36 protein-coding genes are annotated in these 24,162 nt (G+C 68.1%); 4 read left to right on the top strand and 32 right to left on the bottom strand.

Translation table 11 applies throughout. The features are described from left to right. Positions 1–193: 193 nt before the first annotated feature. Positions 194–1,816 (bottom strand): ABC-F family ATP-binding cassette domain-containing protein, encoded by a 1,623-nt coding sequence (locus tag KV205_RS11590; protein WP_265864061.1) that lies wholly within the window; start codon positions 1,814–1,816, stop codon positions 194–196. A 56-nt stretch (positions 1,817–1,872) separates the two neighbouring features. Here KV205_RS11590 and KV205_RS11585 point away from each other — a divergent pair, with 56 nt between their 5' ends. Beyond that, on the top strand, positions 1,873–2,880 hold the full coding sequence (locus tag KV205_RS11585; protein WP_265864060.1) for a hypothetical protein: 1,008 nt from the start codon (positions 1,873–1,875) through the stop codon (positions 2,878–2,880). Positions 2,881–3,008: 128 nt separating this feature from the next. Here KV205_RS11585 and truA read toward each other — a convergent pair whose 3' ends face one another. From truA to rpsJ, 31 genes are all read right to left on the bottom strand, one after another. Further along, positions 3,009–3,866 carry a tRNA pseudouridine(38-40) synthase TruA gene (gene truA, locus KV205_RS11580; RefSeq protein ID WP_265864058.1) on the bottom strand — a complete coding sequence of 286 codons (858 nt, stop codon included), beginning with the start codon at positions 3,864–3,866 and terminating at the stop codon, positions 3,009–3,011. An 82-nt stretch (positions 3,867–3,948) separates the two neighbouring features. After that, positions 3,949–4,419, bottom strand: coding sequence for a 50S ribosomal protein L17 (gene rplQ / locus KV205_RS11575; RefSeq protein ID WP_265864057.1), 471 nt, complete (start codon positions 4,417–4,419; stop codon positions 3,949–3,951). 79 nt (positions 4,420–4,498) lie between these two features. Further along, entirely contained in the window at positions 4,499–5,521 is a 1,023-nt protein-coding gene (locus KV205_RS11570) for a DNA-directed RNA polymerase subunit alpha (protein ID WP_265864056.1), read from the bottom strand. A gap of 230 nt (positions 5,522–5,751) precedes the next feature. After that, positions 5,752–6,156, bottom strand: a complete 405-nt coding sequence (rpsK, locus tag KV205_RS11565) for a 30S ribosomal protein S11 (RefSeq protein WP_003956432.1) — start codon at positions 6,154–6,156, stop codon at positions 5,752–5,754. Positions 6,157–6,222: 66 nt separating this feature from the next. Continuing rightward, a complete protein-coding gene (gene rpsM / locus KV205_RS11560; protein ID WP_015035595.1) occupies positions 6,223–6,603 on the bottom strand; it encodes a 30S ribosomal protein S13 in 381 nt (126 codons plus the stop codon). Positions 6,604–6,808: 205 nt separating this feature from the next. Beyond that, entirely contained in the window at positions 6,809–6,922 is a 114-nt protein-coding gene (gene rpmJ, locus KV205_RS11555) for a 50S ribosomal protein L36 (protein WP_003956441.1), read from the bottom strand. A gap of 63 nt (positions 6,923–6,985) precedes the next feature. Next, positions 6,986–7,207 carry a translation initiation factor IF-1 gene (gene infA, locus KV205_RS11550; protein WP_003956442.1) on the bottom strand — a complete coding sequence of 74 codons (222 nt, stop codon included), beginning with the start codon at positions 7,205–7,207 and terminating at the stop codon, positions 6,986–6,988. 315 nt (positions 7,208–7,522) lie between these two features. Further along, a complete protein-coding gene (gene map, locus KV205_RS11545; RefSeq protein WP_265864055.1) occupies positions 7,523–8,374 on the bottom strand; it encodes a type I methionyl aminopeptidase in 852 nt (283 codons plus the stop codon). Positions 8,375–8,485: 111 nt separating this feature from the next. Then, positions 8,486–9,133: an adenylate kinase gene (locus KV205_RS11540; protein WP_265864053.1), complete on the bottom strand. Its 648-nt coding sequence runs from the start codon at positions 9,131–9,133 to the stop codon at positions 8,486–8,488. Continuing rightward, positions 9,133–10,452: a preprotein translocase subunit SecY gene (gene secY / locus KV205_RS11535; RefSeq protein WP_265864052.1), complete on the bottom strand. Its 1,320-nt coding sequence runs from the start codon at positions 10,450–10,452 to the stop codon at positions 9,133–9,135. The genes KV205_RS11540 and secY overlap by 1 nt, the downstream gene beginning before the upstream one ends. Positions 10,453–10,619: 167 nt before the next feature. Further along, positions 10,620–11,075 (bottom strand): 50S ribosomal protein L15, encoded by a 456-nt coding sequence (gene rplO, locus KV205_RS11530; protein ID WP_265864051.1) that lies wholly within the window; start codon positions 11,073–11,075, stop codon positions 10,620–10,622. A 1-nt stretch (position 11,076) separates the two neighbouring features. Continuing rightward, on the bottom strand, positions 11,077–11,259 hold the full coding sequence (gene rpmD / locus KV205_RS11525) for a 50S ribosomal protein L30 (protein WP_005313525.1): 183 nt from the start codon (positions 11,257–11,259) through the stop codon (positions 11,077–11,079). Next, a complete protein-coding gene (gene rpsE / locus KV205_RS11520; RefSeq protein ID WP_030201551.1) occupies positions 11,259–11,864 on the bottom strand; it encodes a 30S ribosomal protein S5 in 606 nt (201 codons plus the stop codon). Before rpsE ends, rpmD begins: the two co-directional genes overlap by 1 nt. Before the next feature lie 45 nt (positions 11,865–11,909). Beyond that, positions 11,910–12,293, bottom strand: a complete 384-nt coding sequence (gene rplR, locus KV205_RS11515; protein WP_169088486.1) for a 50S ribosomal protein L18 — start codon at positions 12,291–12,293, stop codon at positions 11,910–11,912. 3 nt (positions 12,294–12,296) lie between these two features. Further along, positions 12,297–12,836 (bottom strand): 50S ribosomal protein L6, encoded by a 540-nt coding sequence (rplF, locus tag KV205_RS11510; protein WP_265864050.1) that lies wholly within the window; start codon positions 12,834–12,836, stop codon positions 12,297–12,299. Positions 12,837–12,856: 20 nt separating this feature from the next. Continuing rightward, on the bottom strand, positions 12,857–13,255 hold the full coding sequence (gene rpsH, locus KV205_RS11505; protein ID WP_041130779.1) for a 30S ribosomal protein S8: 399 nt from the start codon (positions 13,253–13,255) through the stop codon (positions 12,857–12,859). Positions 13,256–13,477: 222 nt separating this feature from the next. Further along, complete coding sequence (locus KV205_RS11500) at positions 13,478–13,663, bottom strand: type Z 30S ribosomal protein S14 (RefSeq protein ID WP_003956452.1); 186 nt, start codon at positions 13,661–13,663, stop codon at positions 13,478–13,480. Between the two features lie 5 nt (positions 13,664–13,668). After that, positions 13,669–14,226, bottom strand: coding sequence for a 50S ribosomal protein L5 (rplE, locus tag KV205_RS11495; protein ID WP_265864084.1), 558 nt, complete (start codon positions 14,224–14,226; stop codon positions 13,669–13,671). Continuing rightward, positions 14,223–14,534, bottom strand: coding sequence for a 50S ribosomal protein L24 (rplX, locus tag KV205_RS11490; protein ID WP_030494259.1), 312 nt, complete (start codon positions 14,532–14,534; stop codon positions 14,223–14,225). The genes rplE and rplX overlap by 4 nt, the downstream gene beginning before the upstream one ends. 2 nt (positions 14,535–14,536) lie before the next feature. Further along, on the bottom strand, positions 14,537–14,905 hold the full coding sequence (rplN, locus tag KV205_RS11485; protein WP_003956455.1) for a 50S ribosomal protein L14: 369 nt from the start codon (positions 14,903–14,905) through the stop codon (positions 14,537–14,539). A gap of 103 nt (positions 14,906–15,008) precedes the next feature. Next, positions 15,009–15,284, bottom strand: a complete 276-nt coding sequence (rpsQ, locus tag KV205_RS11480; RefSeq protein WP_265864048.1) for a 30S ribosomal protein S17 — start codon at positions 15,282–15,284, stop codon at positions 15,009–15,011. Beyond that, entirely contained in the window at positions 15,284–15,508 is a 225-nt protein-coding gene (gene rpmC, locus KV205_RS11475; protein WP_265864047.1) for a 50S ribosomal protein L29, read from the bottom strand. The genes rpsQ and rpmC overlap by 1 nt, the downstream gene beginning before the upstream one ends. Then, complete coding sequence (gene rplP, locus KV205_RS11470) at positions 15,508–15,927, bottom strand: 50S ribosomal protein L16 (protein WP_030494257.1); 420 nt, start codon at positions 15,925–15,927, stop codon at positions 15,508–15,510. Before rplP ends, rpmC begins: the two co-directional genes overlap by 1 nt. Positions 15,928–15,932: 5 nt before the next feature. Continuing rightward, positions 15,933–16,760: a 30S ribosomal protein S3 gene (gene rpsC, locus KV205_RS11465; protein WP_128985132.1), complete on the bottom strand. Its 828-nt coding sequence runs from the start codon at positions 16,758–16,760 to the stop codon at positions 15,933–15,935. Continuing rightward, the gene (gene rplV / locus KV205_RS11460) at positions 16,760–17,107 is read right to left on the bottom strand and encodes a 50S ribosomal protein L22 (protein ID WP_030359020.1); all 348 of its coding nucleotides are present in this window, start codon (positions 17,105–17,107) and stop codon (positions 16,760–16,762) included. The genes rpsC and rplV overlap by 1 nt, the downstream gene beginning before the upstream one ends. Before the next feature lie 44 nt (positions 17,108–17,151). Beyond that, positions 17,152–17,433: a 30S ribosomal protein S19 gene (gene rpsS / locus KV205_RS11455; protein ID WP_265864046.1), complete on the bottom strand. Its 282-nt coding sequence runs from the start codon at positions 17,431–17,433 to the stop codon at positions 17,152–17,154. A 12-nt stretch (positions 17,434–17,445) separates the two neighbouring features. Beyond that, a complete protein-coding gene (gene rplB / locus KV205_RS11450) occupies positions 17,446–18,282 on the bottom strand; it encodes a 50S ribosomal protein L2 (protein WP_030494254.1) in 837 nt (278 codons plus the stop codon). A gap of 39 nt (positions 18,283–18,321) precedes the next feature. Next, on the bottom strand, positions 18,322–18,645 hold the full coding sequence (gene rplW / locus KV205_RS11445) for a 50S ribosomal protein L23 (protein ID WP_265864044.1): 324 nt from the start codon (positions 18,643–18,645) through the stop codon (positions 18,322–18,324). Next, positions 18,645–19,295 carry a 50S ribosomal protein L4 gene (gene rplD, locus KV205_RS11440; protein WP_265864043.1) on the bottom strand — a complete coding sequence of 217 codons (651 nt, stop codon included), beginning with the start codon at positions 19,293–19,295 and terminating at the stop codon, positions 18,645–18,647. Before rplD ends, rplW begins: the two co-directional genes overlap by 1 nt. Positions 19,296–19,299: 4 nt before the next feature. Then, positions 19,300–19,944: a 50S ribosomal protein L3 gene (gene rplC, locus KV205_RS11435; protein ID WP_265864042.1), complete on the bottom strand. Its 645-nt coding sequence runs from the start codon at positions 19,942–19,944 to the stop codon at positions 19,300–19,302. 13 nt (positions 19,945–19,957) lie between these two features. Continuing rightward, a complete protein-coding gene (gene rpsJ, locus KV205_RS11430; protein WP_003948644.1) occupies positions 19,958–20,266 on the bottom strand; it encodes a 30S ribosomal protein S10 in 309 nt (102 codons plus the stop codon). Between the two features lie 496 nt (positions 20,267–20,762). Here rpsJ and KV205_RS11425 point away from each other — a divergent pair, with 496 nt between their 5' ends. Genes KV205_RS11425 through KV205_RS11415 form a run of 3 tightly spaced genes read left to right on the top strand, consistent with a single transcriptional unit; the run spans position 20,763 to position 23,976 of the window. After that, positions 20,763–21,200 carry a hypothetical protein gene (locus KV205_RS11425; RefSeq protein WP_265864041.1) on the top strand — a complete coding sequence of 146 codons (438 nt, stop codon included), beginning with the start codon at positions 20,763–20,765 and terminating at the stop codon, positions 21,198–21,200. After that, the gene (locus KV205_RS11420; protein ID WP_265864040.1) at positions 21,197–21,892 is read left to right on the top strand and encodes a hypothetical protein; all 696 of its coding nucleotides are present in this window, start codon (positions 21,197–21,199) and stop codon (positions 21,890–21,892) included. The genes KV205_RS11425 and KV205_RS11420 overlap by 4 nt, the downstream gene beginning before the upstream one ends. After that, on the top strand, positions 21,892–23,976 hold the full coding sequence (locus KV205_RS11415; RefSeq protein WP_265864039.1) for a putative T7SS-secreted protein: 2,085 nt from the start codon (positions 21,892–21,894) through the stop codon (positions 23,974–23,976). Before KV205_RS11420 ends, KV205_RS11415 begins: the two co-directional genes overlap by 1 nt. Positions 23,977–24,162 lie beyond the last annotated feature (186 nt).

Genomic DNA, 24,162 nt, shown 5'->3' with positions numbered 1-24,162 from the left:
TAGGACTCCAGGCCGTCCTGGAGGGCCTCCGCGGACTCCAGGTCCAGGTTGTCGGTCGGCTCGTCGAGCAGCAGGGCGGTGGTGCCCGCCAGCTCCAGGAGGAGGATCTGGCCCCTCCTTCTGGGGGACACCCCCAGACCCCCAGGGCCTGCTGGCGGCTACCGAGCCCGCCCGTCCCGCCGACCGCCCGAGGTCACCGCGCTCGCTCGACCCGCCGCTCGTCCCACACCGGCTCCGTCGTCTCCCGCACCACGCCATCCGAGCCGAAGACCAGATAGCGATCGAAGGAGCGGGCGAACCAGCGGTCGTGGGTGACGGCCAGGACCGTGCCCTCGTAGGACTCCAGGCCGTCCTGGAGGGCCTCCGCGGACTCCAGGTCCAGGTTGTCGGTCGGCTCGTCGAGCAGCAGGGCCGTGGTGCCCGCCAGCTCCAGGAGGAGGATCTGGAAGCGGGCCTGCTGGCCGCCCGACAGCTTGTCGAAGGGCTGGTCGCCCTGGCGCTCCAGCTCGTACCGCCGCAGCATCGACATCGCCGCGCCGCGGTCCTTGGCGTGCTCCGTCCACAGGATGTCGACGAGCGGGCGGCCCTGGAGCTCGGGGTGGGCGTGGGTCTGGGCGAAGTGGCCGGGGACGACCCGGGCGCCGAGCTTCCACAGACCCGTGTGGGCCACCGACGCGTCGCCCGCGAGCAGCCGCAGGAAGTGCGACTTGCCGGAGCCGTTCGAGCCGAGGACGGCGACCCGCTCCCCGTAGAAGATCTCCAGGGAGAAGGGCTTCATCAGCCCGGTGAGCTCCAGGTTCTCCGCCGTCACCGCCCGCACACCGGTCCGGCCGCCGCGCAGCCGCATCCGGATGTCCTGCTCGCGCGGCGGCTCCGGCGGCGGGCCCGCCTCCTCGAACTTCCTCAGCCGGGTCTGCGCCGCCGCGTACCGCGAGGCCATCTCGTGGCTGACCGCGGCCGCCTGCCGCAGGTTGACCACCAGCTTCTTCAGCTGCGCGTGCTTCTCCTCCCAGCGCCGCTTCAGCTCCTCGAAGCGCGCGAAACGCTCCCGCCGCGCGTCGTGGAAGGTGTCGAAGCCGCCGCCGTGCACCCACACGTCCGACCCGGCCGGACCCGGCTCCACCGCGACGATCTTCTGCGCCGCCCGGGAGAGCAGCTCCCGGTCGTGGGAGATGAAGAGCACGGTCTTACGGGTCTCCCGCAGCCGCTCCTCCAGCCAGCGCTTGCCCGGCACGTCCAGATAGTTGTCCGGCTCGTCGAGCAGCAGCACCTCGTCGCCGCCCCGCAGCAGGTACTCCAGGACCAGCCGCTTCTGCTCGCCGCCGCTGAGCGTGCGCACCTGCCGGAACTGCGCCTTGTCGTACGGCACGCCCATCGCGGCCATGGTGCAGATGTCCCACAGGGTCTCGAACTCGTACCCCTGCACCTCGGCCCAGTCGCTGAGCGCCTGCGCGTACGCCATCTGCGCGGCCTCGTCGTCGACCGTCATGATCCGGTGCTCGGCCTCGTCGACCGCCTTCGCGGCCGTACGGATCCGGGCCGGCGCCACCGAGACCAGCAGGTCACGGACGGTGGACTCGTCCCGCACGGAGCCCACGAACTGCGGCATCACGCCGAGCCCGCCGCTGACGGTGACGGTGCCGCCGTGCGGCTGCAGCTCCCCGGAGATCAGCCGGAGCAGGGTCGTCTTCCCCGCGCCGTTGGCGCCGACGAGCGCGACGACGCTGCCCTCGCCGACCCGGAAGGAGACATCCCCGAGGAGGACCCTCCCGTCGGGCAGGTAGTACTCAAGATGCGCGGCTTCGACGTGTCCCATGAGGGGCATTGTCACCGCCGCACCCCCCGTATCCCAAGCGGATTAGGATGCGCGGCATGAGCTTTGGGGGACCGCAGCCGGGCGGCGAGCAGCCGGGACAGCAGCACGGACAGCAGGGTTACGGGTACGGGTACGGGTACCCGCAGCAGCCGCAGGGCCAGCCGGGATACGGATACCCGCAGCCGCCGGTCCAGGGCGGGCAGGGGTACGGCTACCCGCAGCAGCCCGCGCAGCCGAACCCCTTCCCGGGCGCCCAGGACACCGGCACCCCCGACTGGGGCGCCCTCGCCGACGCCTCCGCCGCCCGCAACAAGCGCAAGCGCTGGCTCGTCGTCGGCGGCGGCGCGGTCGCCGCGCTCGCCGTGGGCGCGGTGGTCGCCACCGCGATCGTCTCCACCAACAAGGACAACGAGCAGGCGAAGAACGGCGGCGGCACGCCGACCGGCTCGGCCGCCCCCACGGACACCGCGAGCCCGGCCCCGACCTTCTCCTCGGTGGCCCCGCCGCCCCCGCCGAACCCGAAGGACTACATCTCCGACCCGAAGAAGGACAAGGCCCCGCTGACCCCCGAGGGCCTCTTCCCGGGCAAGAAGCTCACCATGAGCGGCCGGGTGTACGCCAAGGGCGCCACGTCCTCCACGACGAACTGCGCCGCACCCACCGAGAACGGCCTCGGCACCGTCCTCAAGGCCCAGGGCTGCCAGCGGGTGCTGCGCGCCACCTACGTCAAGGACGGCGTGGCGATCACCGTCGGCGTGGCGGTCTTCCCGTCCGAGCCGGCCGCGATCAAGGCCAAGAACCAGGCCCAGGGCAACATCGCCCCGCTCGCCGGCGCCGGCGTGACGGACTTCTGCCACGGCAAGACGGTCTGCCTGCGCCGCACCAATTCCATCGGCCGGTACGTGTACTTCACCTACGCCGGCTTCACCAACGGCAAGAAGGTCACCAAGTCCGACCAGCCCGTCTTCAAGGCCTCCGACGACCTGGGCACCTTCGCCTTCAACCAGATCTACGCCCGCGGCCGCACCCAGGCGTCGGCAGCAGCCGCCGCTCCCCGGCAGTGACACCCGGCCCACCGCCCGGCGGACGGAGTCCGGCGCAGCAGCCCGAAGCCTGCGAGGCGCCCCAGGCGCCGAGCCCGCGAGGGCAGCGTCAAAGAGAACAGCTCTACACCCGCGGCCGCACCCAGGCCTCAGCAGCAGCCGCCGCTCCCGGGGAGTGACCGCTTGTTGCGGGCCTCGCGGCTGCGGGCGGCGAGCTGGTCGTCGGCCGGGTAGCCGACCTCTTCCAGGGTGAGGCCGTGCGGCCGTACGACGTGCACGGCCGAGTCCCGCACACCGGCGGCGAGCACCTTGCCGGGCCACTCGACCGGGCGGTGCCCGTCGCCGACGAACAGCAGCGCGCCGACCAGCGAGCGCACCATGTTGTGGCAGAAGGCGTCGGCCTTGACGGTGGCCTCCAGGATCCCGTCGGGGCGGCGCTCCCAGCGCAGCTCCTGCAGGGTCCGGATGGTCGTCGCGCCCTCGCGCTTCTTGCAGTACGCCGCGAAGTCGTGCTCGCCGACGAGCCGCTCGGCGGCGGCGTTCATGGCGTCCATGTCGAGCGTCCAGTCGTGCCACAGGACGTGGCCGCGCAGCAGCGGGTCGACGCCGCCGGGGTGGTCGGTGACGCGGTAGGCGTAGCGCCGCCAGATCGCCGAGAAACGCGCGTTGAAGCCGGCCGGGGCCTCGGCGACCTTCCAGATCCGCACGTCGTGCGAGAGGCGCCCGGCGAGCCGCCTGAGCAGCTTCTCGCGGTGCTCCTCCCACAGCGCGACCGGCAGGTCGACGTGCGCCACCTGGCCGCGCGCGTGCACCCCGGCGTCGGTGCGGCCGGCGACGGTCAGCTCGTACGTCTCCGAGGACCGGGTCACGGTCTTCAGCGCGTCCTCGATCTCAGCCTGGACGGTCCGCTGCCCGCGGGCCTGCTTGGCCCAGCCGGAGAAGTCCTTGCCGTCGTACGAAAGGTCGAGCCGTACCCGTACGAACCCGGGCTGCACGTCATCACTCACCTGGAAATCCTCTCAGACACACGGGAGCGGGCCCGCACCCCAGGGGGTACGGGCCCGCTCTCGAGAAACGTCGGCAGAACGCTTACGCGTCCTTCGCCTCGTCCTCGGTCGCCTCGACCGCGGCGGCCTCGTCGGCCTCCTTGACGGCGCGCTTGGTGGCGGCCTCGGCCTCGGCAACGGTCGCCTTCTTGGCGATCTCGCCCTCGACCAGCTCGATCACGGCCATCGGGGCGTTGTCGCCACGACGGTTGCCGATCTTGGTGATACGGGTGTAACCACCCGGACGCTCCGAGTAGCGCGGGGCGATCTCGGTGAAGAGGGTGTGGACGACGCCCTTGTCGGTGATCGTCTGCAGCACCAGGCGACGGTTGTGGATGTCGCCCTTCTTCGCCTTGGTGATCAGGCGCTCGGCGACCGGACGCAGGCGGCGGGCCTTGGCCTCGGTCGTCGTGATGCGGCCGTGCTCGAAGAGCGACTTCGCCAGGTTGGCGAGGAGCAGCTTCTCGTGCGCGGCGGAGCCGCCGAGGCGGGCGCCCTTGGTGGGACGCGGCATGGTGTTTCTCCTTGGATCTGCACCGGCCGTATCAGGTACCGGTGTCAGGGCCCCGCAGGCGGATGCCTACGGGCAGCTATCAGTACTGCTCGGTCTCGACGAAGCCGGCGTCGGCGTCGTCATCCGCGCCGAACGCGTCGGCGGCGGCGGTCGGGTCGAATCCGGGCGGGCTGTCCTTGAGGGCCAGGCCCATGCCGGCCAGCTTCGCCTTGACCTCGTCGATCGACTTCGCACCGAAGTTGCGGATGTCGAGCAGGTCCGCCTCGGAGCGGGCGACGAGCTCACCCACGGAGTGGATGCCCTCGCGCTTGAGGCAGTTGTACGACCGAACGGTGAGCTCGAGCTCCTCGATCGGCAGCGCCAGGTCGGCGGCCAGGGCGGCGTCCGTCGGGGACGGGCCCATGTCGATGCCCTCGGCGTCGATGTTGAGCTCGCGGGCCAGACCGAACAGCTCGACCAGGGTCTTGCCGGCGGACGCCATGGCGTCACGCGGGCGCATGGCCTGCTTGGTCTCGACGTCGACGATGAGCTTGTCGAAGTCGGTGCGCTGCTCGACTCGGGTCGCCTCGACCTTGTAGGTGACCTTCAGCACGGGGCTGTAGATGGAGTCGACCGGGATACGGCCGATCTCCTGGCCCACCTGCTTGTTCTGGACGGCGGAGACGTAGCCGCGACCGCGCTCGACGGTCAGCTCCATCTCCAGCTTGCCCTTGCCGTTGAGCGTGGCGAGGACCAGGTCGGGGTTGTGCACCTCGACACCGGCCGGCGGCGCGATGTCGGCGGCGGTGACGACACCCGGGCCCTGCTTGCGCAGGTACATCACGACCGGCTCGTCGTGCTCCGAGGAGACGACCAGCTGCTTGATGTTCAGGATGAGGTCGGTGACGTCCTCCTTGACGCCCGGCACGGTGGTGAACTCGTGCAGGACACCGTCGATGCGGATGCTGGTGACAGCAGCGCCGGGGATCGACGAGAGGAGGGTGCGGCGGAGCGAGTTGCCGAGGGTGTAGCCGAAGCCCGGCTCCAGCGGCTCGATGACGAACCGGGAGCGGAACTCGTCGACGACCTCTTCGGTCAGCGAAGGACGCTGAGCGATAAGCATGTCTGTGATTCCTTCAGTCGTGGACGCCCACTATTTGACGCCCGACGGGTACTGCGTACTGCAAGGGTACGGGCGGTACGCCCCGAAAAGGGGCGCACCGCCCGGAAACCCAGGTCAACGACCGTGCGTCAGACGCGGCGGCGCTTCGGCGGACGGCAGCCGTGCTGCGAATTCCCGGGGGATAACCCCCGGACCCCCAGCAGACCGCCGGTCCGTGGCCTAGCCGTGCGTCAGACGCGGCGGCGCTTCGGCGGACGGCAGCCGTTGTGCGGGGTGGGGGTGACGTCCTGGATCGAGCCGACCTCGAGACCGGTGGCCTGGAGGGAGCGGATCGCGGTCTCACGGCCGGAGCCGGGACCCTTGACGAAGACGTCGACCTTGCGCATGCCGTGCTCCTGCGCGCGGCGGGCGGCCGACTCGGCGGCCATCTGCGCGGCGAAGGGGGTGGACTTGCGCGAGCCCTTGAAGCCGACGTGGCCGGCGGAGGCCCAGGAGATCACGTTGCCGGACGGGTCCGTGATCGAGACGATCGTGTTGTTGAACGTGCTCTTGATGTGCGCGTGGCCGTGAGCGACGTTCTTCTTTTCCTTGCGGCGCACCTTCTTGGCAGCGCCCTGACGACCCTTGGGGGGCATCTATAACTCCTACGGGAGGTGGTCGGTCCTACAGCGAAGACCGTGTGGTCAAGCGTCCGCTGAGGACTACTTCTTGCCCGGCTTCTTCTTGCCGGCGATGGCGCGACGCGGGCCCTTGCGGGTACGAGCGTTCGTGCTGGTGCGCTGACCGCGGACGGGCAGGCCACGACGGTGGCGCAGACCCTGGTAGCAGCCGATCTCGACCTTGCGGCGGATGTCGGCGGCGATCTCGCGGCGGAGGTCACCCTCGGTCTGGAGGTTGGCGTCCACGTACTCGCGGATCTTGACGAGGTCTTCCTCGGCAAGGTCGCGGACACGGGTGGACGGGTTCACGCCGGTCGCGGCGAGGATCTCCTCGGACCGGGTACGCCCGATGCCGAAGACGTAGGTGAGTGCGACCACCACACGCTTTTCGCGCGGGATGTCAACACCGGAAACGCGTGCCATTCAATGGCTCCTGTGTTCTCGGGGGTCTGCTGCAGAACCGCTCCCGGCTGCCGACCCCTCTGTTGCCAGAAGAGTGGTACAGCCGGGTCCCCGGCCCCCGCCGGAGGTGTCGTCAACCGTGCATCACGGCCGGACGGGCCCTGCTTATGTACGTATTGCTATGCGTCGCGCGAAGAACTGCGAAATGCAGGTCGGTCGGCGTGCGTCAGCCCTGGCGCTGCTTGTGGCGCAGGTTGTCGCAGATGACCATGACCCGACCGTGGCGGCGGATCACCTTGCACTTGTCGCAGATCTTCTTGACGCTCGGCTTGACCTTCATGGGATGTGAGGTTCTCCGGGTCAGTGCCACCACCCGCGCGGAGTGCGGGGGTGCAGGCAAGATCTACTTGTACCGGTAGACGATCCGGCCACGCGTCAGGTCGTACGGAGACAGCTCCACGACGACCCGGTCGTCCGGGAGGATTCGGATGTAGTGCATCCGCATCTTGCCGGAGATGTGCGCGAGGACCTTGTGACCGTTCTGGAGCTCCACCTTGAACATGGCGTTCGGCAGGGACTCGATCACGGTGCCCTCGATTTCGATGGCACCTTGCTTCTTGGCCACGCTTCGCCCTTCGAATCGGCTACCTTGATCGACTCTCGCCTCCGGGTGCAGACACACGGGTACACGAGAGCCGACGCATCAGTCTACGTCAGGCCCCTGGAAAAGACGAATCCGGGGAGTTTGCCCACCGCAGAAGATCGTTACGCTACGACTCAGGCGAGCGGGGCTGTCCCCTCGACCGCAGCCCTCGCGGGCTCGGCGCCCGGGGCGCCTCACAAGCTTCGGGCTGCTGCGGCGGACTCCGTCCGCCGGGCAGTGGGCCGGGGGGCAGGGGCCGAAGGCCCCGCCCAACGGCGCCGGCCTCCGGGGCAGCGGCTACGCCAGCGGATCCGGCGCCGCCACGATGCCCATCTCCGCCAGCTTCGCCTTGCCGCCGTCGACCGCCGTGAGGACCAGCGGGCCCTCCTCGGTCAGCGCCACGCTGTGCTCCCAGTGGGAGGACCAGGTGCCGTCCGTCGTGATGACGGTCCAGTCGTCGGCGAGGACCTCCGTCTTCGGCGTACCGAGGGAGACCATGGGCTCAATGGCCAGGCAGAAGCCGGGGACCAGCTTCGGGCCCTTGCCGCGCTTGCGGGAGACGTAGTTCAGGAGGTGCGGGTCCATGTGCATCTCGGTGCCGATGCCGTGGCCGCCGTAGTCCTCGATGATGCCGTAGCGGCCCAGGCTGTGGTCGCCCACGGCCGGCCGCGGCTGGCGCTTGATGTACGTCTCGATCGCCTTGGAGATGTCGACGAGCCGCGCGCCGAGCTTCATGGCCGCGATACCGGCCCACATCGACTCCTCGGTCACCCGGGAGAGCTCGATCAGCTCCGGCGCGTGGCCGGTGCCCACGAAGCAGGTGTACGCGGCGTCGCCGTGCCAGCCGTCGACGATCGCGCCCGCGTCGATCGAGATGATGTCGCCGTCCTTGAGGACGGTCTTCTCGTCCGGGATGCCGTGGACCACGACCTCGTTGGCCGAGGTGCAGATGGTCGCGGGGAAGCCGCCGTACCCGAGGAAGTTCGACTTCGCGCCGTGGTCGGCGATCACCTTGCGCGCGACCTCGTCCAGGTCCCGCGTCGTGGCGCCCGGCACGGCCGCCTCGCGGGTGGCCGCGTGGATGGCCGCGACGACCAGCCCCGCCTCACGCATCTTCGCGATCTGCTCGGGGGTCTTGAGCTGCACCATCGTGGTCGGGGCCTTTCCTCTACGCGTACCGGGGACAGAACAACGATACGGCCGCGGCGCCCTCACCGGGCACCGCGGCCGTGTCGTACGAAACCGTGGTTACTGCTTCGGTTACTTCTTCAGCGCGGCCATGGCCTTCGCCGTGACCTCGTCCACCTTGCCGAGCGCCGAGATCGTCTCCACCAGGTTCTGCGCCCGGTAGTAGTCGATGATCGGCTCGGTCTCCGCGTGGTAGACCGCCAGACGCTTGCGGACGGTCTCCTCGTTGTCGTCCTCGCGCTGGTACAGCTCGCCGCCGCAGGCGTCGCAGACGCCCTCGGTCTTCGGGGCGTTGTACGTCACGTGGAAGACGTGCGCGGAGTCGTTGCGGCAGATGCGGCGACCCGCGATCCGCTTCACGACCTCGTCCTCGGGGACCTCCAGGTCCAGGACCGCGTCCAGCTTGATGTCCTCGCCCTTGAGGAAGGCGTCCAGGGCCTCGGCCTGGGCCACGTTCCGCGGGAACCCGTCGAGCAGGAAGCCGCCCTCGGCGTCCGCCTGGCGCATGCGGTCCTCGGCCATCCCGATCGTCACGGAGTCCGGCACCAGCTGGCCGGCCTTCATGTACGACTGCGCCTCCACACCCAGCGGCGTGCCCTGCGAGATGTTGGCACGGAACAGGTCGCCGGTGGAGATGTGCGGGATACCCAGGTTCTTGGCGAGGTACGCGGCCTGCGTGCCCTTGCCCGCACCGGGCGGTCCGACGAGGACGATTCGCATCAGCGGAGGAACCCTTCGTAATTGCGCTGCTGGAGCTGGCTCTCGATCTGCTTCACGGTCTCGAGACCGACACCCACGATGATGAGGATGCTGGTGCCACCGAACGGGAAGTTCGCGTTCGCACCACCGAAGCCCGCCAACGCCATCGTCGGCACAAGAGCGATCAGACCCAGATACAGCGAGCCCGGCCAAGTGATCCGGTTGAGCACGTAGCTCAGGTACTCGGCAGTAGGTCGACCAGCCCGGATACCCGGGATGAAGCCACCATACTTCTTCATGTTGTCGGCGACTTCCTCGGGGTTGAACGAGATCGCCACGTAGAAGAAGGCGAAGAACACGATCAGAAGGAAGTACGCGGCGATGTAATACGGGTGGTCACCCTTGACGAAGTGGGCTTCGATCCAGGTCTTCCAGCCGGCCGTGGAGTTCGAGAACTGCGCGACGAGCGCCGGAATGTAGAGCAGCGACGAGGCGAAGATGACAGGAATCACACCTGCCTGGTTCACCTTCAAAGGGATGTAAGTGGACGTACCGCCGTACGACCGCCGGCCGATCATCCGCTTCGCGTACTGCACCGGAATGCGGCGCTGGGCCTGCTCGACGAAGACGACGAGGCCGACCATCACGAAGCCGATGAGGATGACGGTGCCGAACTCGATCCAGCCCCCGGCGAGGTCGCCGCTCTTCTTGATGGCCCAGAGAGCGCCCGGGAAGCCGGCGGCGATCGAGATGAACATGAGGATCGACATGCCGTTGCCGATGCCGCGGTCGGTGATGAGCTCGCCGAGCCACATCACGACGCCGGTGCCCGCGGTCATGGTGATGACCATGGTGGCGGTGGTGAAGATCGACTGGTCGGGAACGACCTGGCTCGCGACGGTGCAGCCGCTGAACAGCGCGCCGGTACGGGCGGTGGCGACGAGGCCGGTGCCCTGGAGGATGGCGAGGGCGACCGTCAGATAACGCGTGTACTGCGTGATCTTCGTGGTGCCCGACTGCCCCTCCTTCTTGAGGGCTTCCAGGCGCGGGATCACCACGGTCAGCAGCTGCAGGATGATGCTCGCCGTGATGTACGGCATGATGCCGAGCGCGAAGATGGTGATCTGCAGCAGCGCCCCGCCACTGAACATGTTGACCAGGCCGAACAGGCTGTTGTTGCCCTGGCTCGCCTGATCCACACACTGCTGGACGGCTTCGTAGCTGACGCCGGGGACGGGGATGTGTGCCCCGAGCCGGTACAGCACGATGATGCCGAGCGTGAAGAGCAGCTTCTTGCGCAGGTCGGGCGTCTTGAACGCCCGGGCGAACGCGGTGAGCACGGTGCCTCCTGCGACCCCCGCGCACGTGCGTCAGAGGTGACGGTCTTGAGGTAAAGGACAGAGTTGCAGGCCACCTTACCGGCGAGCATGCCCCCCTAGGAACGACCAACCGGGGATGCCCCTTTTGAGAGGCATCCCCGGTCGGATGTTCAGGCCATCGAGTCGTCTCAGACGAGCTCGGTGACGGTGCCGCCGGCGGCGGCGATCTTCTCCTTGGCGGAGCCGGAGACGGCGTCGACCGTCACCTGCAGCGCCACGGAGACCTCGCCGGTGCCGAGCACCTTGACGAGCTGGTTCTTGCGAACCGCACCCTTGGCGACCAGGTCGGCCACCGTGACCTCGCCACCCTGCGGGTAGAGCGCGGCCAGCTTGTCCAGGTTCACGACCTGGAACTCGGTGCGGAAGGGGTTCTTGAAGCCCTTCAGCTTCGGGAGGCGCATGTGGAGGGGCATCTGGCCACCCTCGAAGCGCTCCGGAACCTGGTAACGGGCCTTCGTGCCCTTCGTACCACGACCGGCCGTCTTACCCTTCGACGCCTCACCACGACCCACACGGGTCTTGGCGGTCTTGGCGCCCGGGGCGGGACGGAGGTTGTGGACCTTCAGCGGGTTGGTCTCCGCCATGTCAGTCGACCTCCTCGACCGTCACGAGGTGGCGGACGGTGTGCACCATGCCGCGGAACTCGGGGCGGTCCTCCTTGACGACCACGTCGTTCAGGCGCTTGAGCCCGAGCGAACGCAGGGTGTCGCGGTGGTTCTGCTTGCTGCCGATGTACGACTTCGTCTGCGTGATCTTGAGGCGAGCCATTACGCACCCGCCCCGGCACGCGCACGAAGCAGAGCCGCGGGGGCGACGTCCTCGAGGGGCAGACCGCGGCGGGCCGCGATCTCCTCGGGACGCTGCAGGCCCTTCAGGGCCTCCACGGTCGCGTGCACGATGTTGATCGCGTTGTCGGAGCCGAGGGACTTCGACAGGATGTCGTGAACGCCGGCGCACTCGAGCACGGCGCGCACCGGGCCACCGGCGATAACACCGGTACCGGGGGAAGCCGGCTTGAGCAGGACGACGCCCGCGGCCTTCTCACCCTGGATCGGGTGCGGGATGGTGCCCTGGATACGGGGGACCTTGAAGAAGTGCTTCTTGGCCTCCTCAACACCCTTGGCGATGGCGGCCGGCACCTCCTTGGCCTTGCCGTAACCGACACCCACGGTGCCGTCACCGTCGCCCACCACGACCAGCGCGGTGAAGCTGAAACGACGACCACCCTTGACAACCTTGGCGACGCGGTTGATCGCGACTACGCGCTCAACGTACGCGGTCTTCTCGGCGGCGGCAGCGCCACCGTCGCGGCCCTTCCGGTCCCGCCGCTCGCCGCCACCGGCACCGCTTCCGCGGCGCTGGGGTCCAGCCATTGGAATACCTCTCTCTGTTACGTCCGTTAGTCCCGGAACCGGGGCTTAGAACTTCAGCCCGGCTTCGCGGGCGGCGTCAGCCAGAGCGGCAATGCGCCCGGCGTACCTGTTGCCACCACGGTCGAACACGACGGCCTCGACACCGGCGGCCTTGGCGCGCTCGGCGACCAGGGCGCCGACCTGCTGGGCCTGCGAGGACTTCGAGCCCTCGCCACCGCGGACGGAGGCGTCCAGGTGGGACGCCGACGCCAGGGTGTGACCCTTGAGGTCGTCGATGACCTGCGCGGTGATGCCGCGGTTCGAACGCGTCACGACGAGGCGCGGACGCTCCGCCGTACCCGACACGTTCTTGCGGATGCGCAGGTGACGGCGCGCCTTCGCAGCGCGCTTGTAAGCGTCGCCCTTGGCGATCTTGACACCGTATGCCATGGCTTACTTACCAGCCTTTCCGACCTTGCGGCGGATGACCTCGCCCGCGTACTTGACACCCTTGGCCTTGTACGGGTCGGGCTTGCGCAGCTTGCGGATGTTGGCGGCGACCTCGCCGACCTTCTGCTTGTCGATGCCCTCGACCGAGAACTTGGTCGGCGACTCGACCTTGAAGGAGATGCCCTCGGGGGCCTCCACCAGGATCGGGTGGCTGTAGCCGAGCTGGAACTCCAGGTTGGAGCCCTTCGCGGCAACGCGGTAACCGACACCGCTGATCTCGAGCGCCTTCGTGTACCCCTGGGTCACACCGGTGATCATGTTGGCCACCAGCGTGCGGGACAGGCCGTGCAGGGCCTTGTTCTGACGCTCGTCGTTCGGACGGGTGACGTTGAGAACGCCGTCCTCGCCCTTAACGATCTCGATCGGAGCGGCGACGGTGTGCGTCAGGGAGCCCTTGGAGCCCTTGACGGTGACCGTGCGGCCCTCGATGGTGACGTCCACGCCGGCGGGAACCGGGATGGGGAGCTTGCCAATGCGAGACATAGCTTTTCCTCCGTTCCCGACTACCAGACGTAGGCGAGGACTTCCCCACCCACGCCCTTCTTCTGCGCCTGCTGGCCGGTCAGGAGACCGTGGGACGTGGAGATGATCGCCACGCCCAGGCCGCCGAGGACCTTCGGCAGGTTGGTGGACTTCGCGTAAACCCGGAGGCCCGGCTTCGAGATCCGCTTGATGCCCGCGATGGAGCGCTCACGGTTCGGACCGAACTTGAGGTCGAGCACGAGGTTCTTGCCGACCTCGGCGTCCTCGACCTTCCAGCCGGTGATGAAGCCCTCCTGCTGGAGGATTTCCGCGATGTGCGACTTGATCTTGCTGTGCGGCATCGTCACGGAGTCGTGGTACGCCGAGTTCGCGTTACGCAGACGCGTGAGCATGTCTGCGATCGGATCAGTCATGGTCATGAATTGGCCTTCGGCCTCTCTCGCCGGGGTTTCCTGGTGCACCATCCCTCTCCCCGATCCGAGACGGGGCGGGTGCGGTGCGGTGGACCTACGGCGTAGTAAGTCGTACGGGCGGCGGACGCCCAACCCTTCAAGCCTACGGCATGAAGAGAAGGGCCTCCGCCAGCCCAATGCTTACCGAGAGACTCCGGTGTTCTCCAACGCCCAGTGGGCGAAGGGGAATTACCAGGAGCTCTTGGTCACGCCCGGCAGCTCGCCACGGTGAGCCATCTCACGAAGGCACACGCGGCAGAGGCCGAACTTGCGGTACACGGAGTGAGGGCGGCCGCAGCGCTGGCAGCGGGTGTACGCACGCACACCGAACTTGGGCTTGCGGGCAGCCTTCGCGATGAGAGCCTTCTTCGCCATCTCGCTTACGCCTCCTTGAACGGGAAGCCGAGGTGACGCAGAAGGGCACGGCCCTCGTCGTCGTTGGTCGCCGTGGTGACCACGGTGATGTCCATACCCCGGACGCGGTCGATCTTGTCCTGGTCGATCTCGTGGAACATGACCTGCTCCGTGAGACCGAAGGTGTAGTTGCCACGGCCGTCGAACTGCTTCGGGGACAGGCCGCGGAAGTCGCGGATGCGCGGCAGCGCGAGCGACAGGGTGCGGTCCAGGAACTCCCACATGCGGTCGCCACGGAGCGTGACGTGGGCACCGATGGGCTGGCCCTCACGCAGCTTGAACTGCGCGATGGACTTGCGGGCCTTGGTGACGGCCGGCTTCTGGCCGGTGATCGTGGTGAGGTCGCGGATCGCGCCCTCGATCAGCTTCGAGTCACGGGCGGCGTCACCGACACCCATGTTGACCACGATCTTCACGAGGCCGGGGATCTGCATGACGTTCTCGTACTTGAACTCGTCACGCAGCTTGCCCGCGATCTCCTCGCGGTACTTCGTCTTGAGACGCGGAGTGGTGGTAGCCATCAGATGTCCTCACCCGTCCGCTTGGCAACGCGGATCTTGTTGCCCTCGTCGTCGAAGCGGTAACCGACACGCGTGACGACCTTCTTGCCGTCCTTCTCCACGACCAGCTGGACGTTGGAGACGTGGACCGGAGCCTCGGTGGTCACGATGCCGCCGGCCTGGTTCGGGCCGGCCTTGGTGTGCTTCTTGACCCGGTTGACACCCTCGACCAGGACGCGGTTCTCAGCCGGCATGGCCGCGATGACCTTGCCCTGCTTGCCCTTGTCCTTGCCGGTGATGACCTGAACCAGGTCGCCCTTCTTGATCTTCATGCTTACAGCACCTCCGGCGCGAGCGAGATGATCTTCATGAACTTCTTCTCGCGCAGCTCACGGCCGACCGGGCCGAAGATACGGGTGCCGCGAGGGTCGCCGTCGTTCTTCAGAATGACAGCGGCGTTCTCGTCGAAGCGGATGTACGAGCCGTCCTGGCGGCGGCGCTCCTTGACGGTGCGAACGATGACCGCCTTGACGACGTCACCCTTCTTCACGTTGCCACCGGGGATCGCGTCCTTGACGGTGGCGACGATGACGTCACCGATGCCCGCGTAGCGGCGACCCGAACCACCGAGAACACGGATGCAAAGGATCTCCTTGGCACCAGTGTTGTCGGCGACGCGAAGTCGCGACTCCTGCTGGATCACGTCTATCTCCTGATTTGTCTGCCGGTTCCCCGCCGGGGGCCGATCTCTCGGACCCCGGCGGAGCCTGGCGGAACGAACCCGAGGGGGAAGCCCCTCGGATTAATTACTTGGCCTTCTCGAGGATCTCGACGACGCGCCAGTGCTTCGTGGCGGACAGCTTGCGCGTCTCCATGAGGAGGACGCGGTCGCCGACGCCGGCCTGGTTCTGCTCGTCGTGAGCCTTGAGCTTGTTGGTACGGCGGATGATCTTGCCGTACAGCGCGTGCTTGACGCGGTCCTCGACAGCGACGACGACGGTCTTGTCCATCTTGTCGCTGACGACGAGGCCCTCACGGACCTTGCGGGCGTTGCGCTCTTCAGTCACGTTGTTCTCGCTCATCAGGCGTTCTCCACCGTCTCGATGCCCAGCTCGCGCTCACGCATCAGGGTGTAGATCCGGGCGATGTCCTTACGGACGGACTTGAGCCGACCGTGGTTCTCGAGCTGGCCCGTCGCCGCCTGGAAGCGGAGGTTGAACAGCTCTTCCTTGGCCTCGCGGAGCTTGCCAACAAGCTCCTCGTTGCCCAGCTCGCGCAGCTCGGACGCCTTGGTACCGGCCGACATCACAGCTCACCTGCCTCGCGCTTAACGATCTTGCACTTCATCGGCAGCTTGTGAGCCGCACGAGTCAGAGCCTCACGCGCGATCTTCTCGTTCGGGTAGGACAGCTCGAACATCACCCGACCGGGCTTGACGTTCGCGATCCACCACTCCGGGGAACCCTTACCGGAACCCATGCGGGTCTCGGCAGGCTTCTTCGTGAGCGGACGGTCCGGGTAGATGTTGATCCAGACCTTGCCGCCACGCTTGATGTGGCGGGTCATCGCGATACGCGCGGCCTCGATCTGGCGGTTGGTCACGTAGGCCGGGGTGAGGGCCTGAATGCCGTACTCGCCGAACGCAACCTGCGTGCCACCCTTGGACATACCGTTGCGCTTCGGGTGGTGCTGCTTGCGGTGCTTGACCCTACGGGGGATCAGCATTTCGGTCAGGCCTCCGTTCCGGTGCTCTCAGCAGCCGGAGCGGCGGCGGCGTCGGCCTTGGGGGCCTCGGCAGCGGGAGCCTGCTGCGGCTTGCGACCGCGACCGCCACGCTCGCCACCGCGGCCACCACGGGCCGGGCGGTCGGCGCCGCCACGGGCCGGGCGGTTGCCGGCGCGGGCAGCAGCGTTCTCGGCGCGGACCTCGGCGATGTTCTTGACGTCGCCCTTGTAGATCCAGACCTTCACGCCGATGCGGCCGAAGGTCGTCTTGGCCTCGAAGAAGCCGTACTCGACGTTCGCGCGCAGCGTGTGCAGCGGCACACGACCCTCGCGGTAGAACTCCGAGCGGGACATCTCGGCGCCGCCGAGACGGCCACCACACTGGATCTTGATGCCCTTGGCGCCGGCCTTCATGGCGGACTGCATGCTCTTGCGCATGGCCCGACGGAAGGAGACGCGGGAGGACAGCTGCTCGGCGACGGCCTGGGCCACCAGCTGAGCGTCGACCTCGGGGTTCTTGACCTCGAGGATGTTCAGCTGAACCTGCTTGCCGGTCAGCTTCTCCAGCTGGCCGCGGATCTTGTCGGCCTCGGCGCCACGGCGACCGATGACAATGCCCGGGCGAGCGGTGTGGATGTCCACGCGGACACGGTCACGGGTGCGCTCGATCTCAACCTTCGAGATGCCGGCGCGCTCCATGCCGGACGTCAGCATCCGACGGATGGCGACGTCTTCCTTGACGTAGTCCTTGTACAGCTTGTCGGCGTACCAGCGGGACTTGAAGTCCGTGGTGATGCCGAGCCGGAACCCATGCGGGTTAACCTTCTGGCCCATTACCGGGTTCCTTCCTTGCTGCTGACGACCACGGTGATGTGGCTGGTCCGCTTGCGGATCCGGTAGGCACGGCCCTGGGCACGCGGACGGAACCGCTTCAGGGTCGGACCCTCGTCGACGAACGCCTCGCTGATGAACAGCGAAGAGGCGTCCGTGTGGTCGTAGTTGTGCGCGGCGTTGGCGATGGCGCTGTCGAGCACCTTGCCGACCGGCACGGAGGCTGCCTGCGGAGCGAATCGCAGAACAGCCTGAGCCTCCGTGGCGTCCATGCCACGGATAAGGTCCACCACGCGGCGGGCCTTCATGGGCGTAACGCGGATGTACCGCGCCTGGGCCCTGGCTTCCATGGTTGTCCCTCTCAGTTACTTACGTGTCTGAATGCGATCCGCTACTAGCGGCGCTTCGACTTCCGGTCTTCCTTGACGTGACCCCGGAAGGTGCGCGTCGGCGAGAACTCGCCGAGCTTGTGCCCGACCATCGACTCGGTGACGAACACCGGGACGTGGGTCTTGCCGTTGTGCACCGCGATCGTGTGGCCGAGCATGGCCGGGACGATCATCGAGCGACGGGACCAGGTCTTGATGACGTTCTTGGTACCGGCTTCGTTCTGGGCGTCCACCTTCTTGATGAGGTGGCCGTCGACGAAGGGTCCCTTCTTGAGACTGCGCGGCATCTAAACCCGCTCCTAGCGCTTCTTGTTCGTCTTGCGGCGGCGGACGATGTACTTGTTCGAAGCCTTCTTCGGCGAACGAGTACGACCCTCCTTCTGACCCCACGGGGAGACCGGGTGACGACCACCGGAGGTCTTGCCCTCACCACCACCGTGCGGGTGGTCAACCGGGTTCATCGCCACACCGCGAACGGTCGGGCGGACGCCCAGCCAGCGCTTGCGGCCGGCCTTGCCCCAGTTGATGTTCGACTGCTCGGCGTTGCCGACCTCACCGATGGTGGCGCGGCAGCGGGCGTCGACCAGACGGATCTCGCCGGACGGCATGCGGAGGTGGGCCATGGTGCCCTCCTTCGCAAGCAGCTGCACGGAGGCACCGGCGGACCGGGCGAACTTGGCGCCGCCACCGGGACGGAGCTCGATCGCGTGGATCGTGGTACCGACCGGGATGTTGCGGAGCGCCAGGTTGTTGCCGGGCTTGATGTCCGCGCCCGGGCCGTTCTCGACGCGGTCACCCTGCGTCAGACCCTTGGGAGCGATGATGTAGCGCTTCTCGCCGTCCGCGTAGTGGAGCAGCGCGATGCGCGCGGTGCGGTTGGGGTCGTACTCGATGTGAGCGACCTTGGCCGGCACGCCGTCCTTGTCGTGGCGACGGAAGTCGATCACACGGTAGGCGCGCTTGTGGCCACCGCCCTGGTGACGGACGGTCACACGACCGGTGTTGTTACGGCCGCCCTTGCTGTGCAGGGGGCGGACCAGCGACTTCTCCGGCGTGGACCGCGTGATCTCGACGAAGTCGGCTACGGAGGAGCCACGACGGCCCGGCGTAGTCGGCTTGTACTTGCGGATACCCATTTCTCAGTCCTCGTCCGATATCGGACGACTCGACCGCCGTCAGGCGGTCGGGCCGCCGAAGATGTCGATTCGGTTGCCCTCAGCGAGGGTCACGATGGCGCGCTTGGTGTTCGCACGCTTGCCGAAACCGGTGCGGGTGCGCTTGCGCTTGCCCTGGCGGTTGATCGTGTTGACCCCGGTGACCTTGACCGAGAAGACCGCCTCGACGGCCTGCTTGATCTGGGTCTTGTTGGCGCCGGGCGCGACGATGAACGTGTACTTGTTCTCGTCGAGCAGCGCGTAGCTCTTCTCGGAGACAACCGGCTTGACGAGGACGTCGCGCGGGTCCGTGAAGGTCTTGCTGGTGATCGTGGCCTCGGACATCAGGCCTCGCTCCCTTCGGTCTCAACGGCCTTGGGGCCAGACACGAAGGACTCGAGGGCGGCCTGGGTGAAGACCACGTCGTCGGATCGCATCACGTCGTACGTGTTCAGCTGGCCCGGCTCCAGGATGTGCACCTGGGGCAGGTTGCGGGCGGACAGCCACGCGGCCTCGTCGGAGCGCTCGACGACCAGGAGCAGGTTCTTGCGCTCCGAGATCTTGCCGAACAGCGTCTTGGCGGCCTTGGTGGAGATGCCACCCTCGACCACGCCGGTGACGACGTGGATACGGGAGTGGTTCGCCCGGTCGGAGAGGGCACCGCGGAGGGCGGCGGCCTTCATCTTCTTCGGGGTCCGCTGCGAGTAGTCACGCGGCACGGGACCGTGCACGACGCCACCACCGGCGAACTGCGGGGCGCGGGTCGAACCCTGACGGGCGCGGCCGGTGCCCTTCTGGCGGTAAGGCTTCTTGCCACCACCACGGACCTCGCCACGCGTCTTGGTCTTGTGCGTGCCCTGACGGGCCGCGGCCAGCTGCGCGACGACGACCTGGTGGATCAGCGGGATGCTGATCTTGGCGTCGAAGATCTCGGCCGGGAGCTCGACGGTCCCGGTCTTGTCGCCGGAGGGCGACAGAATGTCAATGGTGCTCATATCCTCAGGCCCCCTTGGCCGCGGTGCGGACCAGGACGAGGCCGCCGTTCGGACCAGGAACCGCGCCCTTGATGAGCAGCAGGCCCTTCTCCGCGTCAACGGCGTGAACGGTCAGGTTCTGGGTGGTCACGCGCTCGTTGCCCATGCGGCCGGCCATGCGCATGCCCTTGAAAACGCGGCCCGGGGTGGCGCAGCCACCGATCGAACCCGGCTTGCGGTGCACACGGTGGGCACCGTGGGACGCCTTGCCACCACGGAAGTTGTGGCGCTTCATGGCACCGGCGAAGCCCTTGCCCTTGCTCTTGCCGGTCACGTCGACCTTGATGCCCGCCTCGAAGACCTCGGCGGTGATCTCCTGGCCGAGGCTGTACTCGCTGGCGTCAGCGGTACGGATCTCGACGAGGTGACGGCGCGGGGTGACGTCGGCCTTGGCGAAGTGGCCCTTGAGGGGCTTGTTCACCTTGCGCGGGTCGATCTCGCCGAAGGCGATCTGGACCGACTCGTAGCCGTCGACGTCGTTCGTACGCACCTGGGTCACGACATTCGGGCCGGCCTTGACGACGGTCACCGGGACGACCCGGTTGTTCTCGTCCCAGACCTGCGTCATGCCGAGCTTCTCGCCCAGGATGCCCTTGATGTTCTTAGCCATCTCGCGCGTCACCTCAGAGCTTGATCTCGATGTCGACGCCAGCCGGCAGGTCGAGACGCATCAGCGAGTCAACCGTCTTCGGCGTGGGGTCGAGGATGTCGATGAGGCGCTTGTGCGTGCGCATCTCGAAGTGCTCGCGCGAGTCCTTGTACTTGTGCGGCGACTTGATGACGCAGTACACGTTCTTCTCAGTGGGCAGCGGCACCGGGCCCGCGACCGACGCACCAGTGCGGGTCACCGTCTCGACGATCTTCTTCGCCGAGGAGTCGATGACCTCGTGGTCGTAGGCCTTGAGCCGGATGCGGATCTTCTGTCCCGCCATGGCTACTCAGTAGTCCTTTGTCGTAGTAACGCTCTGGAACCCGGCGGTCCAGCGCTCTGTCTCCGACCCACGCGGTCGGGCGTGTCGCGCTCCCTCTACGAAGATCTCCCATAGGGATTTCCCAACCAAGGGGGTGCGGGCCATACCGCGTGGCGGGTGCAGAACACCACCGGGCGCCTGGCTGAGGCCCCGCCCACGCTTCCCGGAAGATTCCCGTACGTCCGACCCGCAGGGGGTCGACGAGTACTGTGGGACTCGCTTCCGGTCCTCCCGGCGGGAGGCGCGCAGCATCGGTACTCAACCGAGCAACCCCGACAGTCTGCCATACGGGGCCTTCCGGCCGCCAATCGGGGCGAAGACTGTACCCCGGACGTGACGCAGATCAAACCCGGGGTCGGGCGCGCCGCCGCGCCTGTGCCAGGGTGGCGCGGTGATCAACTCCGGGGGCGCCCCGGACACGCCGAAACGGCGGTCCCGGCTGGCCGACATCGCAGACATGACCTCCGCACCGCAGGGTGTGCGGGCACCGGCCCGGCAGGGGTCCTCCCCACCTGACGGGGAATCCCTTCGGCGCGAGTTCGCCGCGGTCCTCGGTCTCTTCCGGGAGACGGCGGTGCTGGTGCCGCGCCGGGACGGCTCCTGGCTGACCGTCGACTTCGGCGGCGTGCGCTGGATCCTCGCGTTCTCCGACGAGCCGGCGCTGGCCCGGTACGCGCTCGCCAGGGGCGAGGCCGGCACGGCGTGGGAGTACGAGACGGTGCCCGGGGCGCGGTTGCTGGACGCGGCCGTGCCGCGTGCGGGGGTGCCGTGCGGCGTGGCCCTGGACGTGGCGGACGGCGCGGAGCACGCGGTGCTCTTCCCGCCGGTGGCCGGGGTCGTTCCGGACGCGGCGGCGCTGGACGGGGACGCGGGCGTCACCGGAGCGGCACGGTGAGCGGGGGCGGCGACGGCGTGGGCGGGGGCCAGGGCGGCGAGGAGCTGGCCGCGAGCGGTCTCGACGAGATCGCGAAGGGACTGACGCTGGCCCTGAGCGAGCTCAGGGAGCTCGGCTCGGTCGGCACGGCGGGGGCGGGCCGCGGCTTCGGCGAGATCGAACTGTCCGGTCTGGATCTGGGCCACGAGGGGCTGACGGAGAAGTTCTCGTCGTTCTGCGAGCGCTGGGAGTGGGGCGTGCGCGCCCTGATCGCCGAGGGCAACGGGTTCGCCGTGAAGGCGGGACTGTCGGCCGGTACGTACCACGAGAACGAGCAGTACGTGGAGGGCACGTTCAAGATCGTGACCAACGCGGCCATCGGGAACCCGTACGCCTCCGAGGACGAGGTCACACAGCAGGGCTGGCGCGACATCGCCTCGTCCGGGGCGTACGGCGGGGCCGACTACAGCCGTGAGTCCTTCGAGCAGGCGTGGGACAACTCGGCCCAGGGGTGGAAGGACGCCGGGCGCGATGTGATGACCTCCAGCACGGTCGGCGTGCCCGGCGTGAACCCGCAGAACGTGCACTCCTCCCTCGGGGTCTCCGATGCCGAGTACGAGCAGATGCTCGACGACACGTTCGGCCCGTCCGCGGAGGAGCGGGCCGCCGCCCAGCAGCAGGTGCCGCCGCAGCAGAGCGGCGGAGCGGGCTGATGGGCGGGCTGCTCGACGGACTCGGAGACCTCGGCAAGGGCATCAAGGACGGCGTCGACGGCGGCCTCGGGGCCATCGAGGACGGCGTCGACTCCGGCAAGAGGGCGCTGGGCGAGACCGTCGATTGGGTGACCGACCAGACCGGGGAGCGCCTCGACGCGTACGGCCTCCACAAGGCGGCCGACGTGGTCACCGACTGGGGCGACGGCTTCGCGTCGGACCTCGGCGCGACCCCCGGCGAGAAGCAGCTCGGCCAGACGGAGGACGCGAACGAGCTCGTCCGCGGCGACCCCGCGAAGATCCTCGCGAGCGCGGCCCACCTCAAGGACTTCCGGGCGGCCTTCGAGAAGGTCGGCCAGGGCATGCGGAAGGTCGACTCCTCGCGCTGGAAGGGCCTGGGCGGCGACGCCTTCCGCGAGAAGTTCGGCGTCCACCCCACGAAGTGGCTGCACGCGGCGGACGCCTGCGAGACGGCCGCCGCGGCCCTGGAGGCCTATGCCGACGCGGTGCGGTGGGCGCAGGGCCGGGCGAGCGAGGCCGTCGAGATGTACCGGGAGGGCCGACGCGTCTCGGACGAGGCGAAGGCCGCCGCGGCGGCCAAGGGGGCCACGGACGCGACGGTCACCGCGGCCCACGAGGCCGGCAAGGCCGCCGAGACGGTCATCGCGGAGGCCAGGGCCCGGCTCTCCGACGCCCGCGAGCAGCGGAACACCGCCGCGACCGAGGCCGAGGCCAGGGTCGAGCGGGCCCTGGCCCACGCCCCCGCCGAACCGCCACCGCTCGACCGCCTGGGCGGCGACCTGGCGGACGGCTTCCAGGCGTACAACCTGGAGCTGAACCATGTGGTGGGCGGCGCCCTCAAGGGGACCGCGGGGCTGCTCAACTTCGTCCGGGGCCTCAACCCCATGGACGCCTACAACGTGACGCACCCCGCCGCGTACCTGCAGAACGTCTCGATGACGCTCTCCGGTCTGGTGTCCACCGCGGCCCACCCCGATCGCGCGGTGACGGCCGCGGTGGAGAGCTTCAACAAGGACCGTGGCGAATTCTTCGGCCGCCTCATCCCCGAGCTCTTCGGCACGAAGGGCACCGGCCTCGCCCGCGGCGGCCTGCGCCTCGCGGCCAAGGAGGGCCTGGAGACCGGGGCGACGAACCTGGCGACGAAGGGAGCGAAGTACGGCGACGACCTCGCCACCACCCCGCCCCACCCGCCCCACCCGCCGTCCCCGCCCTCCTGGGCGGACAACGCGGCCGCCCACCCGCCGCCCACCGCCGGGCCGGCCGAGCAGGCGGTCTCCGGTCTGCCCAAGAGCTGGACGATCGACACCCCGGGTCCGACCGGCCTGCTGGACGACGTCCCGGCCGCCAACAAGTGGGACGACCTGGCTGCGGGACACGGCAACGGCGGCTTCACGTACGAGCCCCATGTCTCGGCGGACGAGTTCCGCACACTCAGCCCCGCGGAGCAGCACAACGTAGCAGTAGCGGAGCTCGGCGACGGGGCGGTGAAGTTCCCGGACAACGATGCGGCGATTGCCTACGGCAGAGAGAACTGGAACGACTACGCGGAGAGCCTTCCGGAACCGACCCGTAAATCAGTCCTCGACTACACCCGGGAGCCCGGGGGGATTTCCCCGGATCCCCATTACGCCACCTACAGGGAGATCAACGGATACCTCCGGGGTGATACCGAACTGGGAACGCCCGACGTCCTCCGCAACATCGAAGAGATGGACAGGGCGCTGGCAGGCCGCCCGCTGTCGGAGGATGTCATGGTCGCGCGCGGGCAGGGAGTGAGCCACCTGGGCGTCGAACGTCATCACAAGCTCGTCGGGGAGGTCATGACCGAACCGGCCTACATGTCCACCTCACTCGGCAATGCCGCCTTCGGGAGCAAGCCGGGGATCCTGTACTTGCGCGTCCCCAAGGGAACCCCCGCACTGTGGGTGGAGAAGGTCGGCTATTTCGGCATGGGCGAGCGAGAGCTGGTGCTGGGGCGCGGCATTCAGTACAAGGTGACGCGGGGATTCGAGGACGCAAGCGGCCAGTGGCACATCTACGGAGAAGTCCTGCCCGGTAATTGAGAAGGGATCCTGGAATGAACACCGGAAAAGAAGAACGTCGATTCGTGAATCGGAGGGTGAGCCCGAGCTACGAGGACGAAGGTCCCCTGATTTCGTCAGGAGGACGTCCGCGATACGCCACTCAAACGAATAAGCCCGTCCAAAGTGTCACTGTCTCCGATGCCACCGGCAAGGTGATCGGCTATC

Source organism: Streptomyces sp. SKN60 (genome assembly GCF_026236535.1).
Lineage (GTDB): Bacteria > Actinomycetota > Actinomycetes > Streptomycetales > Streptomycetaceae > Streptomyces.
Note: the sequence above shows the minus strand (reverse complement) of the source record. Positions and strands in the feature narration are given on the sequence as shown.